This is a genomic window from uncultured Clostridium sp. (genome assembly GCF_934754915.1).
Taxonomy (GTDB): Bacteria; Bacillota; Clostridia; order Clostridiales; family Clostridiaceae; genus Clostridium.
Genome location: NZ_CAKVKB010000014.1, coordinates 1 through 23,183, shown reverse-complemented (window position 1 = coordinate 23,183; position 23,183 = coordinate 1). Strand labels below are relative to the sequence as shown.

Genomic DNA, 23,183 nt, shown 5'->3' with positions numbered 1-23,183 from the left:
TAATTATTTTATTCCCCCTGCTGCTTCACGAGAAGAATTATATATTTTCTCTAAATCAGAATCTGAAAGATCTATATTATAGAATTTTTTATAAAATTCCTTCATCTCTTTATCCATATCAATATCTGCAAAAAGCTGAGGTTGATTTTGTTTTGCCATCCATAATAATACTAATGGTGAATCTGAGCAGCATACATACCATCTATACATTCCAAGTGGCATCTTTCTTACTTCTTTATTCTGAACTGCAGATACATTACTCCAGTCATAATTTGATAATGTATTATTATAAAGGTCTTCTGGCATAGCATCATTGAAATTGGTTATAAATATCTTGTCTGGATTCCACTTATATATCTGTTCCATATCAGTTTCAAGTGTTCCTTCAACAGCATCTTTTGCAACATTTCTTCCTCCTGATGCACTAATCCAATATTCAGCCCATGACTTATCCCCCGGAATTGTTAATGTAGATTCACTATATTTATGAATGAACATATCTCTTGGTTTATCTTCTTCCTTAACATCCTTAAGACGTTCAGCAACCATATTCTGCATATCAGTTCCATACTTGATATATTCTTCATTAACCATGTCTTTTCCCATAACTTCACCTAGCAATTCCATCCAACTGTTTATAGTTTCAATAGCATTATAATCCTTAATGCTTAAGCTAAAACCTACAGCTGGAATTCCAGCTTTCTTAGCAACTTCATAATCCTCTGGAACTCCTGATGCATACAATACAACATCTGGCTTTAATTTTATCAGTTCTTCTACACTTAAAGAACCATTGTTACTAAAACTACTATCTATATCAACAATATCTGGCGCAACCTTCATAAGCATTGAATTTTTTGCTGCACTAATTATGGCTGGATCAAGTCCAACTAATTTATCTGTTGATCCCATTGATAAACAGTATACTGATGCCAAAGGCCATACTGATGCAATAACAACTCTATTTACTTCTTTAGGAAGAACAACTGTATTTCCCATTTGATCTACAATAGTTCTTGTATCGCCTTCTTCTGCTACTACAGATGTATTTTGATTTGCAATGCTATCAGCTTGATTTGCATTTTTACATCCAGTTATAAGTGCTACACTAAGACACATAGCCAATCCAATTGATAATATTTTTTTAAGCATTCTTATCCCCCTAAATTTTATATAATATATTTTTTATTAGACTTTTTATATACATTGCTCATTTGTAACAAACTTTATCGGAAATACATAAGTGAAGTTTTTTCTTTCAATCTGTATATTTTCAATTGCTACTTCTACTCCAAATGCTTTTCTCATATTTTCGCTATTTATTATTTCTTCTGCATCTCCATAAAATTTATTGTAATTCCTGCATAAAATGAGTGCTTTATTTCCCACCCTTAAAGCATGTTCTGGATAATGAGTATTTATTATGCATGATATTTTATATTCCTTTGAAAGTTTTTCAATTGTTTCAAGTATTATAAGCTGATTTTTAAAATCCAGATTTGATTCTGGTTCATCCATAACAAGCATCTTAGGTTTAGATGCTAGTGCTCTTGCTATAAGAACCATCTGGAGTTCTCCTCCACTCATTTGATTGCAGTATTTATTTTTCAAATAGCTTATTCCTACTATATCCATTGCTTCTTCTGCAATTTTTAAATCTTCCTTTTTAGGCTGTTTAAATAACCCTAAATGTGCTGATCTTCCAAGCAATATCATTTCCTCAGCTGTATATGAAAATGCTGAATTTTTTGCCTGAGGAACATATCCAATTTTCTTCCATATCTCTTGATAAGGTATATCTTTTATATTCACATTATCTATAAGGGTTTCCCCTTTATTCCACTTAAAAAGTCCCATCATACACTTTAGCAGTGTAGTTTTCCCAACTCCATTAGCACCTAAAATTGTTAATACTTCTCCTTCATTAACTTTTAAGTTTATATCTTGAAAAAGATTTTTACCTTTTTCATATCCATAATATCCATTTTTTACTTCAAATATCATACCCATCCACCTCCTGTTTTTCTGAGCAGATATGCAAATACTGGAGCTCCTATAAGAGCCGTTAATATTGATAATGGTATTTCTGTTGCAACTATGCTTCTTGCAAATGTGTCAATTATAATCATATAAGAAGCACCAAGACTTATACTCACAGGAACAACTCTTTTATGATTTGTTCCAACCAGCATTCTTGAAATATGTGGAATCAAAAGGCCTATCCATCCAACCTGACCACACATAGAAACAGCTGATGCTGTAACAAGAGTTGCTGCCAGTATAACTATCCATCTAAGCCTTGATACCTTAACTCCCATAGTTTTAGCTTCATCTTCACTCAATGCAAGTATATTAAGTCTCCATCTGAGAAGATAAATAATGATAACTCCAATAAGAATAAATGGAATTCCTGTTGCAATTGTTTTATATGACACACTTGCCATACTTCCCATGAGCCAGTAAGTTATTGCTGGTAGTTTTGTTTCTGGATCTGCCACATATTTTATTAATGATATTAATGCCTGAAAAAATGATGATGTTACCATTCCAGACAAAACAACCATTAGTATAGTTGTTTTTCCTTGAATCTTACTTATCATATAAGTTCCACCAACTGCAATAAGACCAAAAATAAGTGCAATAATTTGAACTGCAAACATATTTTCAGTTATCAATAAACCAAGAGCTGCGCCAAAACTTGCTCCTGCTGCTACACCAAGTGTGTCTGGTGTAGCGAGGGGATTGCTAAATAATCCCTGAAAAGCAGCTCCTGATACTGAAAGTCCCATTCCAACAAGCATTGCAAGTATTATTCTCGGCATTCTCACATTACATACTACTGAAATATTAGTTTCCGGAACATTTACCGATGAATTTATAAATTGATTTACTAATACATCCCTTACTTCTCCTAATGTAAGTACATATCTTCCAACACATAACGCTATAATTCCTACTATTATTGGTGATACTAAAAGTAATATCTTTATAAAAACACTTTTCTTCCTAATTATTTCTTTCATTTTTATACCCCATCAGCAGCTTCTCTGCTTGGATTAAATATTTTTTCTACTTCTTCATCTGTCAATTCTAATCCATAAAATTTAACATAGTAATCTTTAACTTCCTTATTCATATCTACATCACTAAAAATTTCAGGATAATTTTCTTTTGCAATCCATTTAAGCATCAAAGGTGTATCTGATGAAGGTGGAAACCATCTGTACATACCTAATGGAATTTTATAAACTTCTTTGTTTTGAACAGCTTTTACATTACTCCAGTCATCACCTTCAATAGAATTATTGTAAAAATCTTCTGGCTGCAAAGGCGTAAAATTAGTAATATATATTTTTTCTGGATTCCATTTATATATTTGTTCCATATTTACTTCCTTAGGTCCATTTATCTCTTCGGCAACATTAATAGCTCCTCCAGATTTTAACCAAAAATCACCAAAGAAGTTCTTACCTGATACTTGTAAACTTCCATCCTTGTATTGATAAATCATAAGAGCTCTAACTTTATCATCATCACTTACTGATGATAATTTTTCCTGAATTTTGCTTAAAGTTTCATTTCCATAATTCATTATCTCTTCTGCTCTATCTTCTTTGTTGAAAATTTCTCCCAATAGTTTCATCCATTGTCCCACTGATTCTATTGCATTACCTGTTCCTGTTGGATTTGCAACAAATTGAACATATGGTATTCCTGCTTTTGTAACCATTTCATATTCAGCATCATTTGATCCAAATACAACATCTGGTTTAAGCTTCATTAATTCTTCTACATTCAATTCCCCATTTTGAATAAAATCTGTATTTGCTTTTGATACTTCAGGTGCAATTTTCATTAATAAAGAATTTTCTGCTGCACTTTTTGATGCTGGATGCATTCCTACTAATCCTTCTCCAGAACCTTGAAATAAGCAATAAACTGATGGAAGTGGCCAAAGTGAGCTTATAACTACACGATTTATTTTTTCAGGTATTTCAACTTCATGACCCACTTGATCCTTTATAACTTTCTTTCCTGTATTTTCTTCCTGTTGTACATTATTCTTTTCTTCATTTTGCGATTGATTAGAACTGCTCCCTCCACATCCAATCATCACTGTGCATATCATAACACTTAGCGCTATAGCAAAGATGTTAAATAATTTTTTCATTTTTTCTCCCCCTTGAAATTTATTAGTTATTGACATTGTCTAAAATCTCATATACTCCCTTTCCCATAATATCAACAGAATTATTCCAGCATATTTTGCTTGATACAGCTACATGTGGAATTTCAATAAATTTTACTCTGCTCTTTTCTGGCAGCAATTGCTTTATAAGTGGATCTCCAATGATAAAATCATAAAGATCTTCTTTAAATTTTCTTATCAAACAATTCTCATTCTCAATAACAAAGTCTTTTTCACCCTTTATTTCTTTGTCCATCATGAAAAATGTTGCTACATCAACTGACTTAAAACCATATTCATTAATCAGCACATCTCTAATAGCATTACTAGAAACCTGTTCACCTATAATTAAAACTTTCTCTTTTCTTAAAGTTTTATTTTGAACTTCTTTTTTTAATTCAGAATTGCCTTTCATTAAATCCACACATTTATTTATTCCATATTCCCCAACTGGCATTCCAATATGATAAGGTATATTATACTTCTTTTTCAAATATCTAGCAAGCTCAATTCCACTCACTGATACAACTAAATTCATTTCTGCTTTTGTAGTTTCTTTTATTTCTTTCAAAGAAGTCCCCATACTCCAGCAGGAATTAATTTTTATATTATTTTTTATAAATATGTTTTTCAAATCTTCAGCATTATTTTTTATGCCAAAATCTAATGGCGTAACTCCTAATAAGTTAATACTATTTTTTATTTTTTCATCTGAATCTGATAAAAATCTTTCTGCGACTTTCAAATAGGCTGTCTTTATACCAACATCATAATAATTTAGTCCTGTTGTATCGAATCCTAAACAAGGTTTTTGCAAATCATACTCCATTTCTTTTGCAATTCCTTTCATATCACTTCCAATCACCATGGGTACTGGACTTCCAAGAACTGCAATAAACTCTGGTTTTAATTCTTCATCTGCTTCTTTTACCTTTCTTATTAATTTTTCATCATCTCCAAGAACTGCATCTATTTCTCTAAGTCCTGAACAAAAGACAAATCTCTGATTATCATACCATCTTGGCTCATCAAACCCTGTATAATTTCCTGTACATCCTGATGCATCATGTATTATACTCATTCCATTTAATTCATATAAAGCTGAGCATACTCCAGAATAATCTGGTGCCAAGGGTGGCAGATAAATGCATAATTTATTCATAATTATACCACCAATCCATATCCTGTTATTAATTTCTTCAAATCTGTTGGATGTGTATATGCCTCAATCAATTTGTCCATCAATAAACATATGCCACTAAACCCAAACATTTTTTCATCAAATACTAAATCAACCACATATTTAGCTTTTGTCATATATCCTGCATTATATCCAATAGCAATTTTTTCATCATTACCACTGTCATTTCTTAATATCATGACTGGATTCTCTGAAGGATAAATCTTTACTTGTGGTGAATTTTTTATAAGCCATTCATAAGAATCCTTTTCAAATTCTGGTAATCCTTCCTCATAAATAGATTCAACATTAAATCCATATTCAATTAAAGCTCTAGCTAAACTATAAGGCCTGCATACTGAAGAATTGTCTATTGAAATAGGAATATCTTTTATACATTCTCTTGCTTTAGCAATCATCGAAATAGCCCCTTCTTCATATTTCTTTAAATCTATTTTTTTATCTGGTGCAATCATATTTTTTATTATCTCATATTCCTTTTTAATCTGACTAATTTGATATGATATAGGAACAAAACAATATTCTATCTTATTATTTATTTTCATATCTTCAGCTGCTCTTCTCGCTTCAGGTCTTAATACCAAATTGTATCTGCTATTTCCCATATCCTGAAAATCTTCATATCTGCTATAATTAGAAATATGTTTTACTTTATTAATTCCCATTTCTCTAAGTATTTCTAAAAGTTCATTGTTTTCTTCAAGCATTACATAGTTTCCAATTAGATTTAATTCATTGTCTCTATTTTCTGATGTTTTTACAAGTTCATATATTTTCCTTTGAATGTTTATTCCTGGTGGATTTTTAGAATCAGAAGAAATAGGATTCATATGCAGAACTTGAAAATCAATTGGGTAATCTGCCTTTAATCTGCTCAATAAAGCCTTATGATCTGTTCCAAGCAAGTCATCAAGACAACTTACCCCTATAAATATTACTTTGGGCTTTTCCTTTAAAGCACTCAACAACTCACCCACAGCCTCATGTATAAGTTCTTCATAGCTTCCCGATATTATATCTGCTTCATCAATAAATAAATATGACAATCTCTTTTTTGTCCCTTGTTGAAATGCACCTAAAGCCCCATGTCTTCCACATGCAAAAGGACATACAAACAATTGATAACTTTCAGGAACAAGCATTCCTACTCTTACAATTCCCCATCCACCATGAGCTGGAGAGCAATAATGCAAAGTAGAATTGGCTTTGCATACATTTTTATTCATTATTTACAACCTCCAGTACTTTTTCAGCAAGAGATCTATATTCATCAGCCATGCTGCTTTCTGGGAATGCTTCTATAACAGTCTTTCCTTCAGTTTCTGCCAATTGTACATGGTTATCTCTTGGAATCTTTTTAATTACACTTGTTCCAATTTCCAAAACTGCTTTTTCCACAATTTCATCTTCATTTTCTATATTTCTTGCATTCAAAATCAATCCTGATAATTTAGCATATCCACGTGTTCCAAAATTTTTTATAGCTCTTGAAATATTATTTGCTGCATAAAGCGCCATCATTTCTCCTGAAGAAACAATAAATACATGATCTGCATATCCTCCACGAATTGGCATTGCAAATCCTCCGCATACTACATCTCCAAGAACATCATATATTACAATATCTGGCTTATATATACTATAAGCATCAAGTTCTTCAAGTTTTTCAAATGCTGTAATTATTCCTCTTCCAGCACATCCAATTCCTGGTGTTGGGCCACCTGCTTCAACACATAAAGCACCCCCAAAACCTTTAACTACTATATCATCTAAATTAATATCACTTCCCTTTTCTTTAATAGTATCTAAAACAGTGGAAATATTTTTTCCACCTAAAAGGTTCTTTGTTGAATCTGCTTTTGGATCACATCCTATCTGCATCACCTTATATCCTTTTTTTATAAGTGCTGCTGTAAGATTTGATGTAGTCGTAGATTTTCCTATTCCACCTTTTCCATAAATAGCAATTTTTATCATATTCACACACCTCTTGTTATTTTTCAAACTTTAGTATACTATATAGTTAATTGATAAACTGTGCCAATTGAAACATTTTATCATTTTATATTATTTTATTCAGAAGGGAGACTTATAATGAATTTAGAAAATTGTGAGTTGTTTTCTGGACTATCTTCAGATTACATAAATGAACTATTAAAAAAGACTCCTCATAAAATCATGCATTATAAAAAAAATGACTTCATATATACACATTTAAATTTTTCACATGAGTTGGGAGTAATTTTAAAAGGCAATGTATTTGTTTATAAAGTACTATATAATGGTGACCGTTTTTTACTCAATAAATTAGATAGATATTCACTTCTCGGTGCAAGCTGTATCTATGGAAATACAGATATATTTCCTGCTGAAGTACAAGCTAGAAGAAACACTGATGTATTATTTTTATCTCAAGATTCTTTAAAAGAACTTTTTTTATCAGAACCATTAATAATGACACATTTCTTAAACTTTATGAGCAATAAAGTTTTTTTCCTTAATAATAAAATAGAAATGCTGGCACTGCCTTCAATCAAAGAACGTTTAGAATTGCTCATTGACAAAAAAGTATATACCCTTGATAATTTAAATAAAATTAGTAAAACTCAACTCTGTTATGAACTTAGTACAAGCAGATCATCTTTATATCGTGCATTAAATGAATTATACGAAACTTCTAACTCTTAATATTTGTGGATATTTCATAATTATAATTTCACATGATTCAGTTCAACATATAGTACCTATCTTTATTGAAGGTATACTATATGTTGAGTTTAATCTTATTTGCTTCCTGTTTTATTTTATTAGATTCTTCTTTAACTTTAATTAATATTACTATATTAAAAAATCAATTACACTCAATAATAAATTTTCTTAAATATTAATCGTCATTTGAACTGCTTTTATCCAAATCTACAATTATTTCATCAAAAACACTTTCTGAATTTTTAGGAGTTATAATTAATTGTGTTGCTTTTTCATCTATGTCTTTAAAAACATCTATTAATTCTGTCTTTTTGCCATCTCCATCTCCATTAAAATTTCCAGATGAAACATATTCATTTCCAAGATTATCTTTAACTTCAAGTTTGACAAGTTTATCAAATTCCATTTGCGCAGATTTATTCATTTTATCTTTCATATCTTCTGGAGAAATATCCTCTTTTTCATAACCATACATCTTATCGTATAAATCATCTGAAATTTCCTGAGAATAATTGATTTTTAATGATATAGGAGATTTTGTAATACTCTTTATATTGATTGAAATATCATCTTTTTTAGTTGATTTATCAACATTGATTACTTCATTTTTTAAAGATGGTATATCTTTAATGTTAAAATTCCATTCTCCTTTTATATCATCTACTTTTTTATGGTTTTCATCATATCCTGTTACACTATTAAACATCAGTTCCAAATCTACCTTTTCAAGATTTTCTACTCTTTCTATTGTAATTTGTGCTCTTCCTAAATAATTATTATCACTTACTTTTTTGCATTTACTGTAGCAACTTCCTGAATACTTTCCATTAACCATTGTAAAAATATTTTTAGTTTCTGGATGAAAGCTAACATATTCTCCTAAATCTTTATCAGTTTTAACTTCATAAGTATATGAAATAACAGTACCATCAAAAACAATATCCTTAATCATTAAACTAACACCATGACTTTTTTTAGCAACATTGATTTCATTTGAATTTTCTTTATATTTATCAAAAGCTCCAGTCCTTCCATTGTCAATGTATCTAAATATATCTCCTATAATAGGTATATCAGAAGCATAAGCAGGATTAATTATTCCTATAGTCCCTATTCCCCCAATAAATGCGCAACATATTGCAGCTGCTATTAATCCATTCTTCTTATATTTTCTTTTCCTTAAATGCTTATTAAGATTTCTTTTTACTTTCTCTTTTTCTATTTCAGATACATCAATTTCAGGTATTTCTTCATTATCTATTTCAACATAATTTAATAATTCATATATATCTTTCATGATTTACCAAACCTCCAAACCTATATTGTCTTTATTTTTATTAAGTACTTTTTTGCTTCTATAAATTCTGTTATCTACAGCAGCCTTACTGAGTCCAATCTTTACTGCAATTTCACTTGAACTCATTCCTAATAAAAATTTCATAATAAAAATATCCCTATCTGTTGGTTGAAGTGTATTGATTAACTTAATTAATTCCCTTTTATTTTCACTCAGTATAAATTCATCTTCACTAGATATACTTTCTCCATAATTAATTTCTTCTTTTGAGATTTCTTTTTTTCTAATTTCTTTTCTATAATAATCAATTGCTCTAAATTTACATACTTTATAAATCCATTTTTTAAAGTCGTCATTATTAGCTTTAAATTTTGATGCATTCTGCCATACTGACAAAAAAACATCATTGATACATTCTTCAATTAATTCCTCATTGTTAAAATTATACAGAATTTTGACCACTGTTGCCTTAACAATAGAAAAATACTTATCTACAATATAATTCAAGGCATCTTCTTTTTTCTTTTGTAACCTTTCTACATAATTTTCTTCATTACATTTCATTGACTTTCTCCTATCACATTTTTTGCAAAAGCTTCTACATATAATAATAACGTACGCATATGATTTTTTTCTCATTTTTTCTGTAATAAGTAAAAAGCTGCATTAAATCGAATCTTAATCTTTCAATTTAATACAGCTTTCTATTATATATTGCAACTAATAGTTAAAGAAACCTTGAGAAGATTTCATCATTCATTGTTAATTGGAATATATATTAATACAAATTAAAAAATTCATCTGTAAGATCTTGTGGTGAAAATGCCATAAACACAATATCTAAATCTTCAATTCCATTAACATAATCTAATATACTTTCTTTATAATATCTTGGATCTATCAAGTAAATTTCTGAACATACGTTAGACATAAACGCAGCAAGAGGAACTGAAAACGAATCCTTTATAAATAGAATTTTGGGGCCTTCAGTATTTTCTTTATTTACAACATGTACTATTCCTCTGTTTCCAAATAAATATGAAGAATATTTATCAGCTTCTAGTGAATATATACCTTTTTCAGTTCTAAAAGGAGATATAGTTAATAAAGCTTCTTCAAATCTTCCTTCCAATTCTGCTTCTTTATCGTTTGTTTTTGAATAATAATAAAATGAAGTTTTAAATTTAGGATAAATCAATGTAAAATCATCAACTCCACCATATATTATTCCTGTTTTTCTTCCCATAGATCCTATATATGAATTTGGATAGCTTATAAAATTATAATTTTCTTTATCTATATAGTAACTTTCTTTATCCAAATTCATATTATAATTAGTATTTAACTTATTTATTAATTGTCCAAATTCCCAAAACACAGTTTCAATTTTCCAATGATGGTCTGTTTTATAGAATAGATTTTCAGGAACAATTCCACTTTCCAATAAATTCTCTCTTAAATCAATAGTATCAATATTTTTCTCTTTTAAAAGCTGCAAATATTCATCTGCTGTTTCATTTGCATAATTATAAGGAATTCCTCTTGAAAATTGTGTATATCCTTTAATATATTTATCTGGCATCATCATATATATGTATTTTGAATCCTTATTATTTATCTGGCTCTTAAATTTTTCTGTCTTTTCAACAAGATTGGTCACTTCATTAGCTTTATCTCCAAAAAATGTATAATGAAGAAATCCATTTTCATCTTTTACAACTTCAAAATTATTTTCTTCATCTTTTCCCATAGCCTTCTGAAGAAAACCATATCCTTCTACAAATACATATTTACCATAAATATTTTCATTCACAGTGTTTTCAACAGTGCTTATTACTTCATCAATATTATTCAAAGTAATAGGCTTATCTTTTAATACCTGTATAATATTTTCATATGTTTTTACAAAGTTTAATGCTGAAAATATAATTATTATACCTATAAAAATCATTGAAGTTATTATCTTCTTTCTAAAAAAACTTTTCATAAAATACCTCTTTTAATAAATTAGAAATTAAAATAAATAAAAGGATTATATGTTCCTTTTACAAGATAACATACACAAACAAAGAATAATCCCATAATAGCAATTGGATAAATTAAGCTTATTTCTCTATAAAATACACATTTTTTTATTAGATATTCATTGCACTTTCTCGCAACAGGTGTTGAAAATACAACTGCTGCAACCCAAAAAATTATATTTTCTTTAAAAAACATATATGTATAATCGCTCCATAACGAATTTCCATTCATTCCGAACATATTAGAAAAATATTTTCTTGCTTCTATCAAATTCTCAGATCTAAATAATACCCACCCTAGATTTATAATAAACAATGCATAAATATGCTTAAACCTATTGTTTATTTTCAACTTGTCAAAAGACAGAACTTTTTCAAATGCAATGAATATGAAATTTAAAAGTCCCCACATTATAAATGTCCACTCTGCTCCATGCCATAATCCAGTCAAAAGCCATACAATAAACAAATTACGTATTATTTTGTCTTTATTTTTTACTCTTGATCCTCCAAGTGGAAAATACACATAATCTCTAAACCATGAGCCCAACGACATATGCCATCTTCTCCAGAATTCTGATATTGATTTTGATATATATGGATAATTAAAGTTTTCATTAAATTTAAATCCGAACATAAGTCCTAATCCTATAGCCATATCTGAGTATGCTGAAAAATCAAAAAATATTTGAAATGTATATGCAAATGAACCTATCCAAGCAAGGCTTACAGGAATGCTGGCATTTGAATTCATTTGAAAAATTCTATCTGTAATTATAGCCATACTATTTGATATGAGAACCTTCTTACCTAATCCAGCAATAAATCTACAACATCCTACTCCGAATTTTTCAAATGTTTCCACTCTATTTTTTATCTGATCTTCTATTACTGAATATCTTACTATAGGTCCTGCTATCAATTGAGGAAAAAACGAAATATATAATCCTAAATAAAAAATATTCTTTTGAACCTTTACCTCATTTCTATAAACATCAATCACATATGATAATGCTTGAAATGTAAAAAATGAAATCCCTATTGGAAGAGTAAGAACAGGTACATTTAATATGTCATATCCTATTAATTCATTTATATTACGCACAAAAAATCCTATATATTTAAACACAAATAATATGCTTAAATTAACTGCACACATAAAAAATATTATAATTTTTGCATATTTTTTATTATCTCTATATCTATCAACCATAATGCCAAATATGTAGTTTAGTATTATGGATATAATCATTATTAATACATATTTTGATTCTCCCCATGCATAAAAAACCAGACTGCTTATAAGAAGAAATATATTTTGAACAGTTCTTGAAAATTTTAGTATATAATATAACACTAAAACTATAGGTAAAAAATAAAATAAGAAAATAATACTTGAAAAAAGCATTAATTCAACTCCCTCCTATTCAGATATTTTTTCCAAATCATTTTTCTTCCATTTCCAATACAATATAACTACTGCAAGAATACTTAAAATTAAAATAACTCGAAAAATCACAATGGATTTATTTACATATGCTGATTTTTCTGGAGTCATTAGAACTTCTACTTCATTTTCCTGTGGAATACTCTTGATTGTCCCATCTATTTCTTTTGCTGTCAGCATCCATGACTTTAGAATTTTTATTTTAGTAGTCTTTGATATTTTTTTATCAATTACAGCTTCAATTTCTATATCCTGAGGTTCTGCATCAGGATATAATTTAAGTCTTCCATCTCTGCTCAAACTCACACCTTCAATATTATTTTTCAAATTAAATTCAACTGATGTACCTTTTTCTGATATATTTTCATTTTTTTCTTTATCAATTACCTTATAATCTGAAATTCCTTCTCCTGCTGTAGGTATTTCAACTTCTTTATCGCCAGTTATATCTAAATTATGTTCAAAATAATTTCTTAAATTAGATCCTTCTTTTATAAGCTTAAAATTTCCTAATGCAAATTCTTCATTTTCATTTTCAGATAATGTAACTGTAATTCCCCATGAATTTATTTCTGATATTCTAACTGTCTCATTTATTTCATTTCCCTTTTTTCTTAAACTATTAAAAGGTATATATACTGTCCCATTAAAGTTTCCTGGAACTTCAAAAGTTCCATATTGAGGATTATACATCTTTAGCTCATCATCCCCATTTTCGTTCAGCATTACAATATTGTTATCTGATATAGAAAGTACTGTCTTATTTTCAGGGATTATATTTAAATTCATCCTTATAGACAAATCTGTTTTATTCTCTATGCTAAATTCAATTCCTTCATAATTACTCCAATCACATTTTGAATTTTCATATATATACGTTGTATAGTAACCTTGTTCTAATCCATTAGTATTTATGGCAAAGTTATACATATTATTTTCATTAGATTTCATTGTAACATTTCCGCCATTATTACTTTGCTCAATGTTTTCAGGTATATAATTAACTATATCTTCTTCATTTATAGGATATATCTTAATTGGATATATCATAAATAACATCACTATAAAAAACAATGCCTTGAATATTATCTTCTTATCTGTCAATTTGAACATTTATAGATACTCCATTTCATTAAAAATATTCTCATCTTTAATATTCTCATTTTTATTCATTTTCAACATATTTTCTTTATTCCATTTATTTAATACCTCTAGAAGTTCTTCATTTTCTGCTATATCTTTAAAATTTGAAATTTTATACAATATGCTATCGTCTTTATTATCATGTGATGAATTAGTTTTTCTACATTTAAGTTCTATATTTTCACTTATTTTTATTTTAATATTATCCATTGCCTTATTTATTTTTATAAGCATATATTCATAGTTAAAATTAATTATTGTAATATCTCCATACTCATGTGTATTTAAAGTTTTATTTAAAATAATACGTGGAAGTTTTCTATTAAATGCAGTTATTGACTTACTTCTTTCTAAAAGATTTATTCTTATGTCATCGAATATACTGTTATTATTTTCAATAATATCAGGTAATCCTGACACTCTGTCATAAACTATTCCTAAAAGTTGTTTATAATTATAATCATCTATATTACATATTTTCATTGCATATTTCCATTTATCCTTTATTTGAACAACATAAACTATTTCTGCTGAAAATTCTGTTTTGTATCGTTCAGTCTTCAGCATTATAACTATAGGTTCATCATATACTATGTATCGAGGTACATCTAACAATATAGATAGTCCATTTTCTGAAATATCATTAGTCATGCATTTGATTTCTTTATTATAAAACTTAATCATACATTCTAAATTTATAGTAAATCTTTCTGCTTTTCTCAAAACTCTTCTTCCAAGCATAAAAAATAATGCCATCAATATATTATAAGCATTTATAACTAACCAGAATATTAAAATCATATATGCAGGAGTTCCTGTAATAAATGTCCACCTTATGCAGTTTATTATTCCTATAATAGAAAGAATAAATAATATTATGTGTGGAACAGCTTTCTTTATTTGATAATTCTTATCCTCAACTGCTCCCCCTTTTCTTGTTACATTAAATTTTTTTTGTGATACCCCGATACTCTCTAATATAACTGGAATTATCAATGATGGGAAAAGTATTGTTTCATATACGTTTGTCCATTTTACAGTTCTTATTTTTCCAGAAACTAATTTTAATGACTCAGAACTAAATATATACATAGGCATCCAGAATAGAAGTACTTGCAAAAGTGTGCACTTTACAACTATTATTCCAAAAACAGAAAAAAGAATTGGTGCCATAATATATATAAATCTTTTTAAGCATCCATACCAATATGTTATTGCTGAAACATAACTCAGCTTCTGGCTCAATTTGAGTCCTTTTCTAAATATAATATTCAGCTTTTTCCCTGTTTGTATGCATCCTCTTGCCCAACGTTGTCTTTGCTTTATCAATCCTTTTAAATCTTCTGGCGCAAGTCCTGATGCATGAACTTCATTAATTGCATAGCATGTATACCCTTTACTCTGAATTAACATACCAGTTGCAAAATCTTCAGTTATAACTTTAGTATAAAATCCACCTATTTCTGCTAATGCTTCTCTAGATATTACTGTATTAGTACCTCCATATATGACTGAATTACTTTTGTTTCTTGATATCTGTATATCTCTATAAAAATAATCCTGTTCATTTGGTATTCTACTCTCAGAAAAAAGATTATATTGAAATAAATCAGGATTATAAAAACTCTGAGGTGTCTGTATAAAACCTATTTTTCCAGACCTTTTTTTCCTTTTTCCTATTCCATATTCTTTTTCTATATTTTCAGCCTTAACTAAATCCTCTACAAAATATGGAACTGTAGCCATTAAAAAATCATGCATTGGTATCATATCTGCATCAAAAGTTACAACAAGAGGTGAATTGGTTTGTTTCAATGCATTATTAAAATTTCCTGCCTTTGCATCTTTTCTATCAGTTCTAGTTATATAATTAATGCCCATTTTTTCTGCTAATTCTTTCATTTCTGCTCTATTAGAATCATCACAAATATAAATATGAACTTTCTCTGTATCTGGATACTCCATATTTATACATCCATTAATAGTTTTATATAATAGTTCAACTGGTTCATTATATGTTGCTATAAATACATCTATATGTGGAAATAGATCAAAATCAACAGTTGGACATTCTGGATATTCAATATTTGACATATTATTATAATGTACAGCTTCTTCAAACATCCCAACTATTTCCACTATAAGTAAATACACTCCAGCTACTAGGGCCACAGTTCCTTCTCCAAAAGGAATAGTAAAAAAGATACGCCATATTAAATAAATTATTGAAGTTATTACTGTTCCTATAATTAAAAATTTATTTCTAATAGTTTTTATCTTCATAATTAATACTCCTAATAAAATTTTATTCAGCAAAAATACTAAAAAGTAAAAATCACACTTATATCTATTATACATAAAAAAATCATATTTTCGAATTATTTGTCGTGTATTGTTGTAAAATAAAAATAAAGTCATATTTTGTTAATATAACTTTATTTTTAAATTACTAATCATTTCAATTAAAAATATTAATTGACAATGAATTATGAAATTTTCACATGTATCATCTACATTTTAATCTTACAACAACTATATATGAACCAAATTTCAAATATTATTTTTCTATATAGTTAATAACATTTTTAACTACTAAGTTTATGCTTCCATCACCATTTCTCACAATTTCAAACTTTTTAGGATCATGATATGTTTCTTCATTGATGTATAGATCTATTTCTTTATCTATATTAAGCCTTATTCTTTTCATTTTCTTCTCAACCCAGGTTTTATCTACTGAGACTTGAGATTCAAGCCCTTGCTGTTTTATATATGTAGAAAATTCTTCTTTTTTATTAGCATCCTGAGAAAATAACTCCTGAGAAAAATCATCAATATTTATTGTATCTTCTTCTTTTAATTTAGTTTTTATTGTACTTCTTATCTCTTCTGCTTTGCCAGCATCTTCTGTAATATTTTTTCTTGTCCAGTTTTCTACAGCCTTAACTAATGTTTTAGTCATATCTCTTTCATTAACTACAATAGATGCACCTAAAAAATTATTTATAAAATAATTTGCTCCAAATTCATCATCTTTGCTTCCCTTTTGTTTATCAAGAATCATAAGATTATAATTTTCATCTTCTTTTACAGGTTTTATAAATGCAGCTTTCTGTATTTTCTGACCACTGCCTGGAAGTCCTGCACTTTGTGGAACTATTCCTATCCCAATTTTATTGTTAACAAATTGAACTTCATGAGTAAAGTTTTTAACGTAATCCATTTTCAAAATTCCTATCATAGGCCCATGATCTGTTGTTAGTGATACTACTATAAGATCTCCTGCTGGAATATTTACATTTCCTTTCATTATTATAAAAAGCTGATTGGCAAGTTCCTTTGATACCTTTATCAGATTATCTTCCGATCCATTCAAATAATCCTGAACTACTTCTTTCACAATATTTCTTTCTGGATTAAATTTTCCATATTTAAGATCATCATCTTTAAAACATTTCTCAATATGTTTATATAAAAATTTATATATATCCTCATCAAGATCAAGACTAAATTCATTTAAAACTGGATCATCAACATTACTATCTAAAATATGTATCACTGCTTCATTTATGTTAATATCATTAATGTATTCCATCACTATTCACCTTCCCAATAATTTTCTCACTTTAGATATTATAAACTCATCCAGCTTTAAAAAAAACATTTATTTATATACTATACAATATTAATTATTAGAATAAAGATATATAATCATATTATAAAGTACATTGTAAAATTTAATTCTTAATAAATAATATATATTCCAATTAACAATGGCCACTTGACAATAAAAGTTGAAATCTTTTCAATATTTCTTTAATTATCATGTAGTCTTATCATTGGAACATATATATTAAATCAACATATACTTTATAATCACACAATTATTTTTAAATTGGAGGAAATACAATGAAAGAATTAGAAACACGAATTGTAGATATTGATGTTGACAACATAAGAAAAATTCTATTAGAAAATAATGCTGAAAAAGTGAAAAGTGAAGACCAGGTTAATGATATATATGATTTTGAAGATGGAAGACTTCTTGCTCAAAAAGGATATGCAAGAATAAGAACTGTTAATGATAAAATCAATAATAAAACTATAGTTTTTATGACTACTAAAAAGATGATTTCTCAAGAAAGATTTAAGGTCATGGAAGAAAATGAAACAATAATTGAAGATAAAATTATGGGAGAAGGTATTTTTAAATCTCTTGGTTTGATAAAAAAAGAATCTATAAAAAAATACAGAGAAAGTTATAAATTATTCAATTCACTAATTGAAATTGATATAAATGATAAAAATTTCTGCCCATTTCCATATCTTGAAATTGAAACATCATCCGAAGAAGAATTAGAAAAAATTGTATCAGTGTTAGGATATACATTAGAAGATACTACTTCTGCAACTATTTATGATATTTTAAAGGAACGAAATTTATCTTCTAATAATAGTAGAAACTTATAAACTTATTTTCCAAAAAATATTAATCAAGGAATAGGACTGTTATATTATTGATTATATCTACACAATAAGTCCTATTTCTTTGAATCTTTAACATTTTGAATATGGCTCAATTAAATCTTATGCTATCTTTCTCATATAATAAAAAAATATGCCTTAAAAAATAAAAAGAGTGAATATACTTTCTGAAATTAAATATTAATTTCAGGTATTCATCTCTTTCATTAACATTTTTATTGATATATTAAACTATAATTTTTAATAAACTATCAAAATAGAAAATCTATTGTATAAATCAGATTACTTAAAACTTATACTTCTAAATTCTATTTTATCCCCTCTATGATGTGATAATGAATATTCAAATGGCTGGCCATTATCTAAAAATCCTACCTGTTCAACTTCAAGAATGGGAACAACCTTGTCTCCTAAATTTAAATATTCTTTTTCTTCTTCTGTAGGCTCAATTGCACGTATTGTTTTATGAGCACTTTTTATCTTTAGATTTAAGTCTTTTTCAATATATGCATATATTGATTTATGTAATATATCAGTCTTTATTCCTGGTATAACCCCAATTGGCATATATGTATACTCTACTACTCTTGCTTCACCATCGCAATAACGGACTCTTACTATATAATACACAAAATCATCACATGTCATTTTTAATTTTTCAGCAATTTCTTCATTTGGATGAATAACTTCAAACTTAATTACCTTAGATTCAACTTTACTATTTTTATTAGTTTCTGAGAACCCTGAAAACTGCTTAGACATACTAAATCCTTCAACATCTGAATTATCAAATGCTTTTACAAATGTTCCAGCACCTCTTCTTTTAATAACAAGTCCTTCATCAACTAATTCATCTACAGCTTTTTTTATTGTTATCCTGCTGACATCATAATGTTGGCACATTTCTTTTTCTAATGGTAGCTGTTCATTAGGGTTGTATTTTCCATCAAGTATACCCTTTCTAATATCTTCTGCTATTTCTTTATACTTTGACACCAACAAGCACTCCCCTTTTTATAAATATTTTATATTAATTATAACATGTTTGAAAATAGTTACCATGTAATATTTAAAATTTAATCATTAAAATTGGAGAAAACATATCTTTCTCCAATTTTAACAAAAATTTATTAAAATTATTTTCTTACAACGCTCAATATATCTTTTTCTTCTTTTTCAACATCTGGAACATAACTCTTTAATAATGTAAAGTTACCTTTTAATTCATATTCGCCAAGAGTTGCTGGTATAAATATACTGTCACCCATTGCTATCTTTTCTTCTCCACCATTATACTTAATTGTTCCTTCACCATCAACACAAGTAAATAAGAAGAATCTATCTTCATCACTTGATTCTTTAACAGAATCTCTGATTTCATATTTTTGGATTGTGAAATATTCACCTAAACAAAGATAAGTTTTATCATATCCTTCATTTTTTAATGTTATTCCATGGCTGTTTTCACCTTTTAATGAGAAGTTAATTACGTCTAATGCTTTTTGAACATGTATTTCTCTTCCTCTGTTGTAATCATATACTCTATAGGTTGTATCACTGCTCTGTTGAATTTCAGCAATAAGAATTCCTTCACATATTGCATGAACTAATCCACTTTGAACATAGAAGAAATCACCTTTTTTAACTGGAATCTTATTTAAATATGGTTCAAGATTTTCATCATCAATTGCTTTTTTAAATTTTTCCTTATCACAATCTTTTGTTCCAACTATTAATGAAGCACCTTCAGCTGCATCTATTACATACCATGCCTCAGTTTTTCCAAGATCATTTTCTACTCTTCTTGCATATTCATCATCTGGATGAACCTGAACTGATAATTTATCTTTAGCAGTTATTAATTTTATAAGTAATGGGAAATCTTTTTCAGTGCTTATTTTATTTCCTAAAAGTTTATGTCCAAATTCTTTGATTATTTCATCAAATCCTTTACCTTTTAATTCCCCATTTACAACTTTACCAGTTCCATTTTTATGACATGCAATATCCCAGCTTTCACCAATAACTCCTTCTGGAACATTATTTCTGAATTTTTTTAAATCTTCTCCTCCCCATATTCTTTCATAATATAGATTTTCAAATTTAATTGGATACATTATACCTACCTCCATTATATATAAATCACCTGTTTTATTAGTGATGAATTCAAATTCACTCTCATCATTACTTATTTTTATACTTTAATACAATTATTATAATAGAAAAAAATTTGAGACTTTTCAACTTAAACCATATAAAAGTTTTCATCAAAAAGCCTCATAATCATTACATTACCTGCTACAACAATTTACTATTAGAAACCATTGTTTTGTGCAACTTTTTTAATCCATCTTCCTGATTTCTTTATAGTTTTTATTTGTCTAGCTAAGTCAACAGCTATAAATCCATATCTATTTTTATATGCATTAGACCATGACCAACAGTCTATTGGAGTCCATGTATGATATCCAAAACAGTTTGATCCTTCTTCAATACCTTTATGAAGATATTCTAGATGTTCTTCAAAGAATTCAATTCTGTAATCATCTTCTATTACTCCATCTTTATTGATATACTTTTCTTCTCCTTCAACACCCATTCCGTTTTCTGAAATGTACCAAGGAATATTATTATAGTTATCTCTAATGTTTATAGCTATATCATACATACATTGTGGGTATATTTCCCATCCTCTATATGGATTCATTCTTCTTCCTGGCATTTCATAATCATCAAAGTATTTATTAGGCATCCATCCTTGTGATTCATCAAATGGTGTTTCTTTTGCTTTTGCTCTTCTTGGTTGATAATAATTTACACCTAAGAAATCAATTGTATTTGCTTTTATTATATCTAACTCTTCTTGTGTAGATTCCCATAAAACATTATCTTTCTTTAATACTTCTACTAATCTTGGTGTAAATTCACCTTTAATAGCTGGATCTAAAAATGAATTATTGAAGAAATCTTCAACGAATTGAGCTGCTTTAACATCTTTTTCATCTTGTGATCTTGGATAAGATGGAGTAAGGTTAAGAATTATACCTATCTTTCCACCAGTCTTACTGCATTCGCTCTTTTTAAATTCTTGTATTGCTTTTGCAGATGCTAAGTTTAAGTTATATAAAACTTGAACAGCTTTCTTTCCATCAACTAATCTAGGATAATGGAATTGATATAAGTATTCTCCTTCAACAACAACCATTGGTTCATTGAATGTTGCCCAGTATTTAACTCTATCACCAAATAATTCAAAACATTTCTTTGCAAATAATGCAAATAAATCAACAACTTTCTTTGATTCCCATCCGCCGTATTTATCATATAATTCAACTGGTAAATCAAAGTGATGTAAGTTCATAACTGGAATTATGTCATTTGCTATTAATTCATCAATTACAGCATTATAAAATCTTACTCCATCTTCATCAACTTCTCCAGTTTCAAAATCTTTCATAAGTCTTGTCCATTGAATTGATGTTCTAAAACTGTTTAATCCAATTTCTTTAACTAATTTTATATCTTCCTTATAACTATTATAGAAATTTGATGCTACATTAGGACCTACTCCATTAAAGAATGCTTCTGGTTCTACATCAAACCAGTGATCAAAAACACTGTCATGTCTTTTGTTAAATCTACCTTCTGATTGTGGGCCTGAAGTTGCAGAACCCCACCAAAAATTTTCTGGGAATTTACATTTCAAAGTCATTAAAAAACCTCCTAATTTATACATTATAAAATTGATATTCCTTAATCTTTAAATAATAAATAAATTGCACTAAACCACATGGAAATCCAATCATCTTCAATTCTGGCTCCTATAATGCCTTCTCCCGATGTTATACTATCTCCTATAAATTCAATTTTCATGTCTTTATTTTGAACTGTTTCAAATTCTCCATCAGTTTTTAATCCATGTATTAGAAACATATTCTTATCATCCATATTCATTGCCTGAACATCTTTATATACTCTGACGTTTTTAATAAGTTCACTATTCATTCCTCTAAAAAGGCATATTGAATGGCATCCTTTAGTAATCATCTGCCTGCTTACAAATTCACCATCTATTTCTACACTTATCCATTGCTCATATAGATCATAATCAACTTCAACATCCATCCATAATTCAAAACCCCTAACATTAACTTCAAATCCGCTTGCTGTCCAAAATAACACCAAAGATGATGAACTCCAACTATTTCTTCCATAAATATTTATTTTATCAACATCTTTCAATTTTACATATTTTAAATTTTCACTCATAATAATTCTCCTCTATTATTGCATTCTTATCGTTTTCATATAGAATAAATTTATCTATCAGTATACTTTATTAAGTTATACTATGTATAAAAATAGGACTGTCATCCTAAAATCAAATTCTGCTATATTCAATATGGAACTTCTAATCAACGCCACTTTTGAATATAGTAGTAAAAATATTTGATGCAACAGTCCTCTTTTAAATTATCATATTAATTCTTACTAATTTCTTTCCTTGCAGAATTCCATTTTGAATTCCACTCACTGCACATTTCATCATAATCTCTATTATTTTGTGAAACGTCATTTATCAAATTAAACGCAAAACTTCCCCCATATATACGTAAGCGTCAAAAAATCCACGACTACAAAACATATAAAGCTTCCTGTTAAAATGAAAATAAATTCATTTTAACGGG

20 protein-coding genes are annotated in these 23,183 nt (G+C 28.1%); 2 read left to right on the top strand and 18 right to left on the bottom strand.

The window, feature by feature from the left end; translation table 11 throughout:
• Positions 1-3: 3 nt before the first annotated feature.
• From Q0F58_RS04275 to Q0F58_RS04245, 7 genes are read right to left on the bottom strand one after another with little or no spacing between them, the layout of a single operon-like run.
• Positions 4-1,152 carry an ABC transporter substrate-binding protein gene (locus Q0F58_RS04275; RefSeq protein ID WP_294372969.1) on the bottom strand — a complete coding sequence of 383 codons (1,149 nt, stop codon included), beginning with the start codon at positions 1,150-1,152 and terminating at the stop codon, positions 4-6.
• Positions 1,153-1,197: 45 nt separating this feature from the next.
• A complete protein-coding gene (locus tag Q0F58_RS04270; RefSeq protein ID WP_294372967.1) occupies positions 1,198-2,004 on the bottom strand; it encodes an ABC transporter ATP-binding protein in 807 nt (268 codons plus the stop codon).
• Complete coding sequence (locus tag Q0F58_RS04265; protein WP_294372964.1) at positions 2,001-3,023, bottom strand: iron ABC transporter permease; 1,023 nt, start codon at positions 3,021-3,023, stop codon at positions 2,001-2,003. The genes Q0F58_RS04270 and Q0F58_RS04265 overlap by 4 nt, the downstream gene beginning before the upstream one ends.
• Positions 3,024-3,025: 2 nt before the next feature.
• Positions 3,026-4,171 (bottom strand): ABC transporter substrate-binding protein, encoded by a 1,146-nt coding sequence (locus tag Q0F58_RS04260; protein WP_294372962.1) that lies wholly within the window; start codon positions 4,169-4,171, stop codon positions 3,026-3,028.
• 22 nt (positions 4,172-4,193) lie between these two features.
• A complete protein-coding gene (locus tag Q0F58_RS04255; protein ID WP_294372960.1) occupies positions 4,194-5,351 on the bottom strand; it encodes a nitrogenase component 1 in 1,158 nt (385 codons plus the stop codon).
• A gap of 2 nt (positions 5,352-5,353) precedes the next feature.
• Entirely contained in the window at positions 5,354-6,616 is a 1,263-nt protein-coding gene (locus Q0F58_RS04250; RefSeq protein ID WP_294372957.1) for a nitrogenase component 1, read from the bottom strand.
• On the bottom strand, positions 6,609-7,367 hold the full coding sequence (locus Q0F58_RS04245) for a nitrogenase iron protein NifH (RefSeq protein ID WP_294372955.1): 759 nt from the start codon (positions 7,365-7,367) through the stop codon (positions 6,609-6,611). Before Q0F58_RS04245 ends, Q0F58_RS04250 begins: the two co-directional genes overlap by 8 nt.
• Before the next feature lie 117 nt (positions 7,368-7,484).
• Between Q0F58_RS04245 and Q0F58_RS04240 the strand changes: the two genes are divergently transcribed.
• Positions 7,485-8,078 carry a Crp/Fnr family transcriptional regulator gene (locus tag Q0F58_RS04240; protein WP_294372953.1) on the top strand — a complete coding sequence of 198 codons (594 nt, stop codon included), beginning with the start codon at positions 7,485-7,487 and terminating at the stop codon, positions 8,076-8,078.
• Positions 8,079-8,274: 196 nt separating this feature from the next.
• Here the strand turns inward: Q0F58_RS04240 and Q0F58_RS04235 are convergent, their stop codons facing one another.
• The 7 genes from Q0F58_RS04235 to Q0F58_RS04205 form a co-directional block, all read right to left on the bottom strand.
• Positions 8,275-9,396 (bottom strand): DUF4179 domain-containing protein, encoded by a 1,122-nt coding sequence (locus tag Q0F58_RS04235; RefSeq protein ID WP_294372951.1) that lies wholly within the window; start codon positions 9,394-9,396, stop codon positions 8,275-8,277.
• A 3-nt stretch (positions 9,397-9,399) separates the two neighbouring features.
• The gene (locus Q0F58_RS04230) at positions 9,400-9,960 is read right to left on the bottom strand and encodes a sigma-70 family RNA polymerase sigma factor (protein ID WP_294372949.1); all 561 of its coding nucleotides are present in this window, start codon (positions 9,958-9,960) and stop codon (positions 9,400-9,402) included.
• 214 nt (positions 9,961-10,174) lie between these two features.
• Positions 10,175-11,383: an alginate O-acetyltransferase AlgX-related protein gene (locus Q0F58_RS04225; protein ID WP_294372947.1), complete on the bottom strand. Its 1,209-nt coding sequence runs from the start codon at positions 11,381-11,383 to the stop codon at positions 10,175-10,177.
• Positions 11,384-11,403: 20 nt separating this feature from the next.
• Positions 11,404-12,828: an MBOAT family protein gene (locus tag Q0F58_RS04220; protein ID WP_294372945.1), complete on the bottom strand. Its 1,425-nt coding sequence runs from the start codon at positions 12,826-12,828 to the stop codon at positions 11,404-11,406.
• Positions 12,829-12,843: 15 nt separating this feature from the next.
• The gene (locus Q0F58_RS04215; RefSeq protein WP_294372943.1) at positions 12,844-13,980 is read right to left on the bottom strand and encodes a hypothetical protein; all 1,137 of its coding nucleotides are present in this window, start codon (positions 13,978-13,980) and stop codon (positions 12,844-12,846) included.
• A complete protein-coding gene (locus Q0F58_RS04210) occupies positions 13,981-16,293 on the bottom strand; it encodes a glycosyltransferase (protein ID WP_294372942.1) in 2,313 nt (770 codons plus the stop codon).
• Positions 16,294-16,567: 274 nt separating this feature from the next.
• Positions 16,568-17,605 (bottom strand): nucleoid-associated protein, encoded by a 1,038-nt coding sequence (locus tag Q0F58_RS04205; RefSeq protein ID WP_294372940.1) that lies wholly within the window; start codon positions 17,603-17,605, stop codon positions 16,568-16,570.
• A gap of 314 nt (positions 17,606-17,919) precedes the next feature.
• Here Q0F58_RS04205 and Q0F58_RS04200 point away from each other — a divergent pair, with 314 nt between their 5' ends.
• Positions 17,920-18,480 carry a class IV adenylate cyclase gene (locus tag Q0F58_RS04200; protein ID WP_294372939.1) on the top strand — a complete coding sequence of 187 codons (561 nt, stop codon included), beginning with the start codon at positions 17,920-17,922 and terminating at the stop codon, positions 18,478-18,480.
• 297 nt (positions 18,481-18,777) lie between these two features.
• On the opposite strand, the gene Q0F58_RS04195 is transcribed toward Q0F58_RS04200, so the two are convergent.
• The 4 genes from Q0F58_RS04195 to Q0F58_RS04180 form a co-directional block, all read right to left on the bottom strand.
• Positions 18,778-19,491: a GntR family transcriptional regulator gene (locus Q0F58_RS04195; protein ID WP_294372935.1), complete on the bottom strand. Its 714-nt coding sequence runs from the start codon at positions 19,489-19,491 to the stop codon at positions 18,778-18,780.
• A gap of 140 nt (positions 19,492-19,631) precedes the next feature.
• On the bottom strand, positions 19,632-20,612 hold the full coding sequence (locus tag Q0F58_RS04190; RefSeq protein ID WP_294372934.1) for a type I phosphomannose isomerase catalytic subunit: 981 nt from the start codon (positions 20,610-20,612) through the stop codon (positions 19,632-19,634).
• 197 nt (positions 20,613-20,809) lie between these two features.
• A complete protein-coding gene (locus Q0F58_RS04185) occupies positions 20,810-22,207 on the bottom strand; it encodes a glycoside hydrolase family 1 protein (protein ID WP_294372933.1) in 1,398 nt (465 codons plus the stop codon).
• Positions 22,208-22,248: 41 nt separating this feature from the next.
• Positions 22,249-22,764, bottom strand: a complete 516-nt coding sequence (locus Q0F58_RS04180; protein WP_294372932.1) for a hypothetical protein — start codon at positions 22,762-22,764, stop codon at positions 22,249-22,251.
• Positions 22,765-23,183 lie beyond the last annotated feature (419 nt).

Coding starts and splice junctions, on each gene's coding strand:
- Q0F58_RS04255 (WP_294372960.1), bottom strand. CDS start 5,351: ATGAATAAATTATGCATTTATCTGCCACCCTTGGCACCAGATTATTCT.
- Q0F58_RS04220 (WP_294372945.1), bottom strand. CDS start 12,828: ATGCTTTTTTCAAGTATTATTTTCTTATTTTATTTTTTACCTATAGTT.
- Q0F58_RS04185 (WP_294372933.1), bottom strand. CDS start 22,207: ATGACTTTGAAATGTAAATTCCCAGAAAATTTTTGGTGGGGTTCTGCA.
- Q0F58_RS04200 (WP_294372939.1), top strand. CDS start 17,920: ATGAAAGAATTAGAAACACGAATTGTAGATATTGATGTTGACAACATA.
- Q0F58_RS04225 (WP_294372947.1), bottom strand. CDS start 11,383: ATGAAAAGTTTTTTTAGAAAGAAGATAATAACTTCAATGATTTTTATA.
- Q0F58_RS04210 (WP_294372942.1), bottom strand. CDS start 16,293: ATGAAGATAAAAACTATTAGAAATAAATTTTTAATTATAGGAACAGTA.
- Q0F58_RS04215 (WP_294372943.1), bottom strand. CDS start 13,980: ATGTTCAAATTGACAGATAAGAAGATAATATTCAAGGCATTGTTTTTT.
- Q0F58_RS04230 (WP_294372949.1), bottom strand. CDS start 9,960: ATGAAATGTAATGAAGAAAATTATGTAGAAAGGTTACAAAAGAAAAAA.
- Q0F58_RS04275 (WP_294372969.1), bottom strand. CDS start 1,152: ATGCTTAAAAAAATATTATCAATTGGATTGGCTATGTGTCTTAGTGTA.
- Q0F58_RS04260 (WP_294372962.1), bottom strand. CDS start 4,171: ATGAAAAAATTATTTAACATCTTTGCTATAGCGCTAAGTGTTATGATA.
- Q0F58_RS04245 (WP_294372955.1), bottom strand. CDS start 7,367: ATGATAAAAATTGCTATTTATGGAAAAGGTGGAATAGGAAAATCTACG.
- Q0F58_RS04240 (WP_294372953.1), top strand. CDS start 7,485: ATGAATTTAGAAAATTGTGAGTTGTTTTCTGGACTATCTTCAGATTAC.
- Q0F58_RS04205 (WP_294372940.1), bottom strand. CDS start 17,605: ATGGAATACATTAATGATATTAACATAAATGAAGCAGTGATACATATT.
- Q0F58_RS04180 (WP_294372932.1), bottom strand. CDS start 22,764: ATGAGTGAAAATTTAAAATATGTAAAATTGAAAGATGTTGATAAAATA.
- Q0F58_RS04265 (WP_294372964.1), bottom strand. CDS start 3,023: ATGAAAGAAATAATTAGGAAGAAAAGTGTTTTTATAAAGATATTACTT.
- Q0F58_RS04235 (WP_294372951.1), bottom strand. CDS start 9,396: ATGAAAGATATATATGAATTATTAAATTATGTTGAAATAGATAATGAA.
- Q0F58_RS04250 (WP_294372957.1), bottom strand. CDS start 6,616: ATGAATAAAAATGTATGCAAAGCCAATTCTACTTTGCATTATTGCTCT.
- Q0F58_RS04270 (WP_294372967.1), bottom strand. CDS start 2,004: ATGATATTTGAAGTAAAAAATGGATATTATGGATATGAAAAAGGTAAA.
- Q0F58_RS04190 (WP_294372934.1), bottom strand. CDS start 20,612: ATGTATCCAATTAAATTTGAAAATCTATATTATGAAAGAATATGGGGA.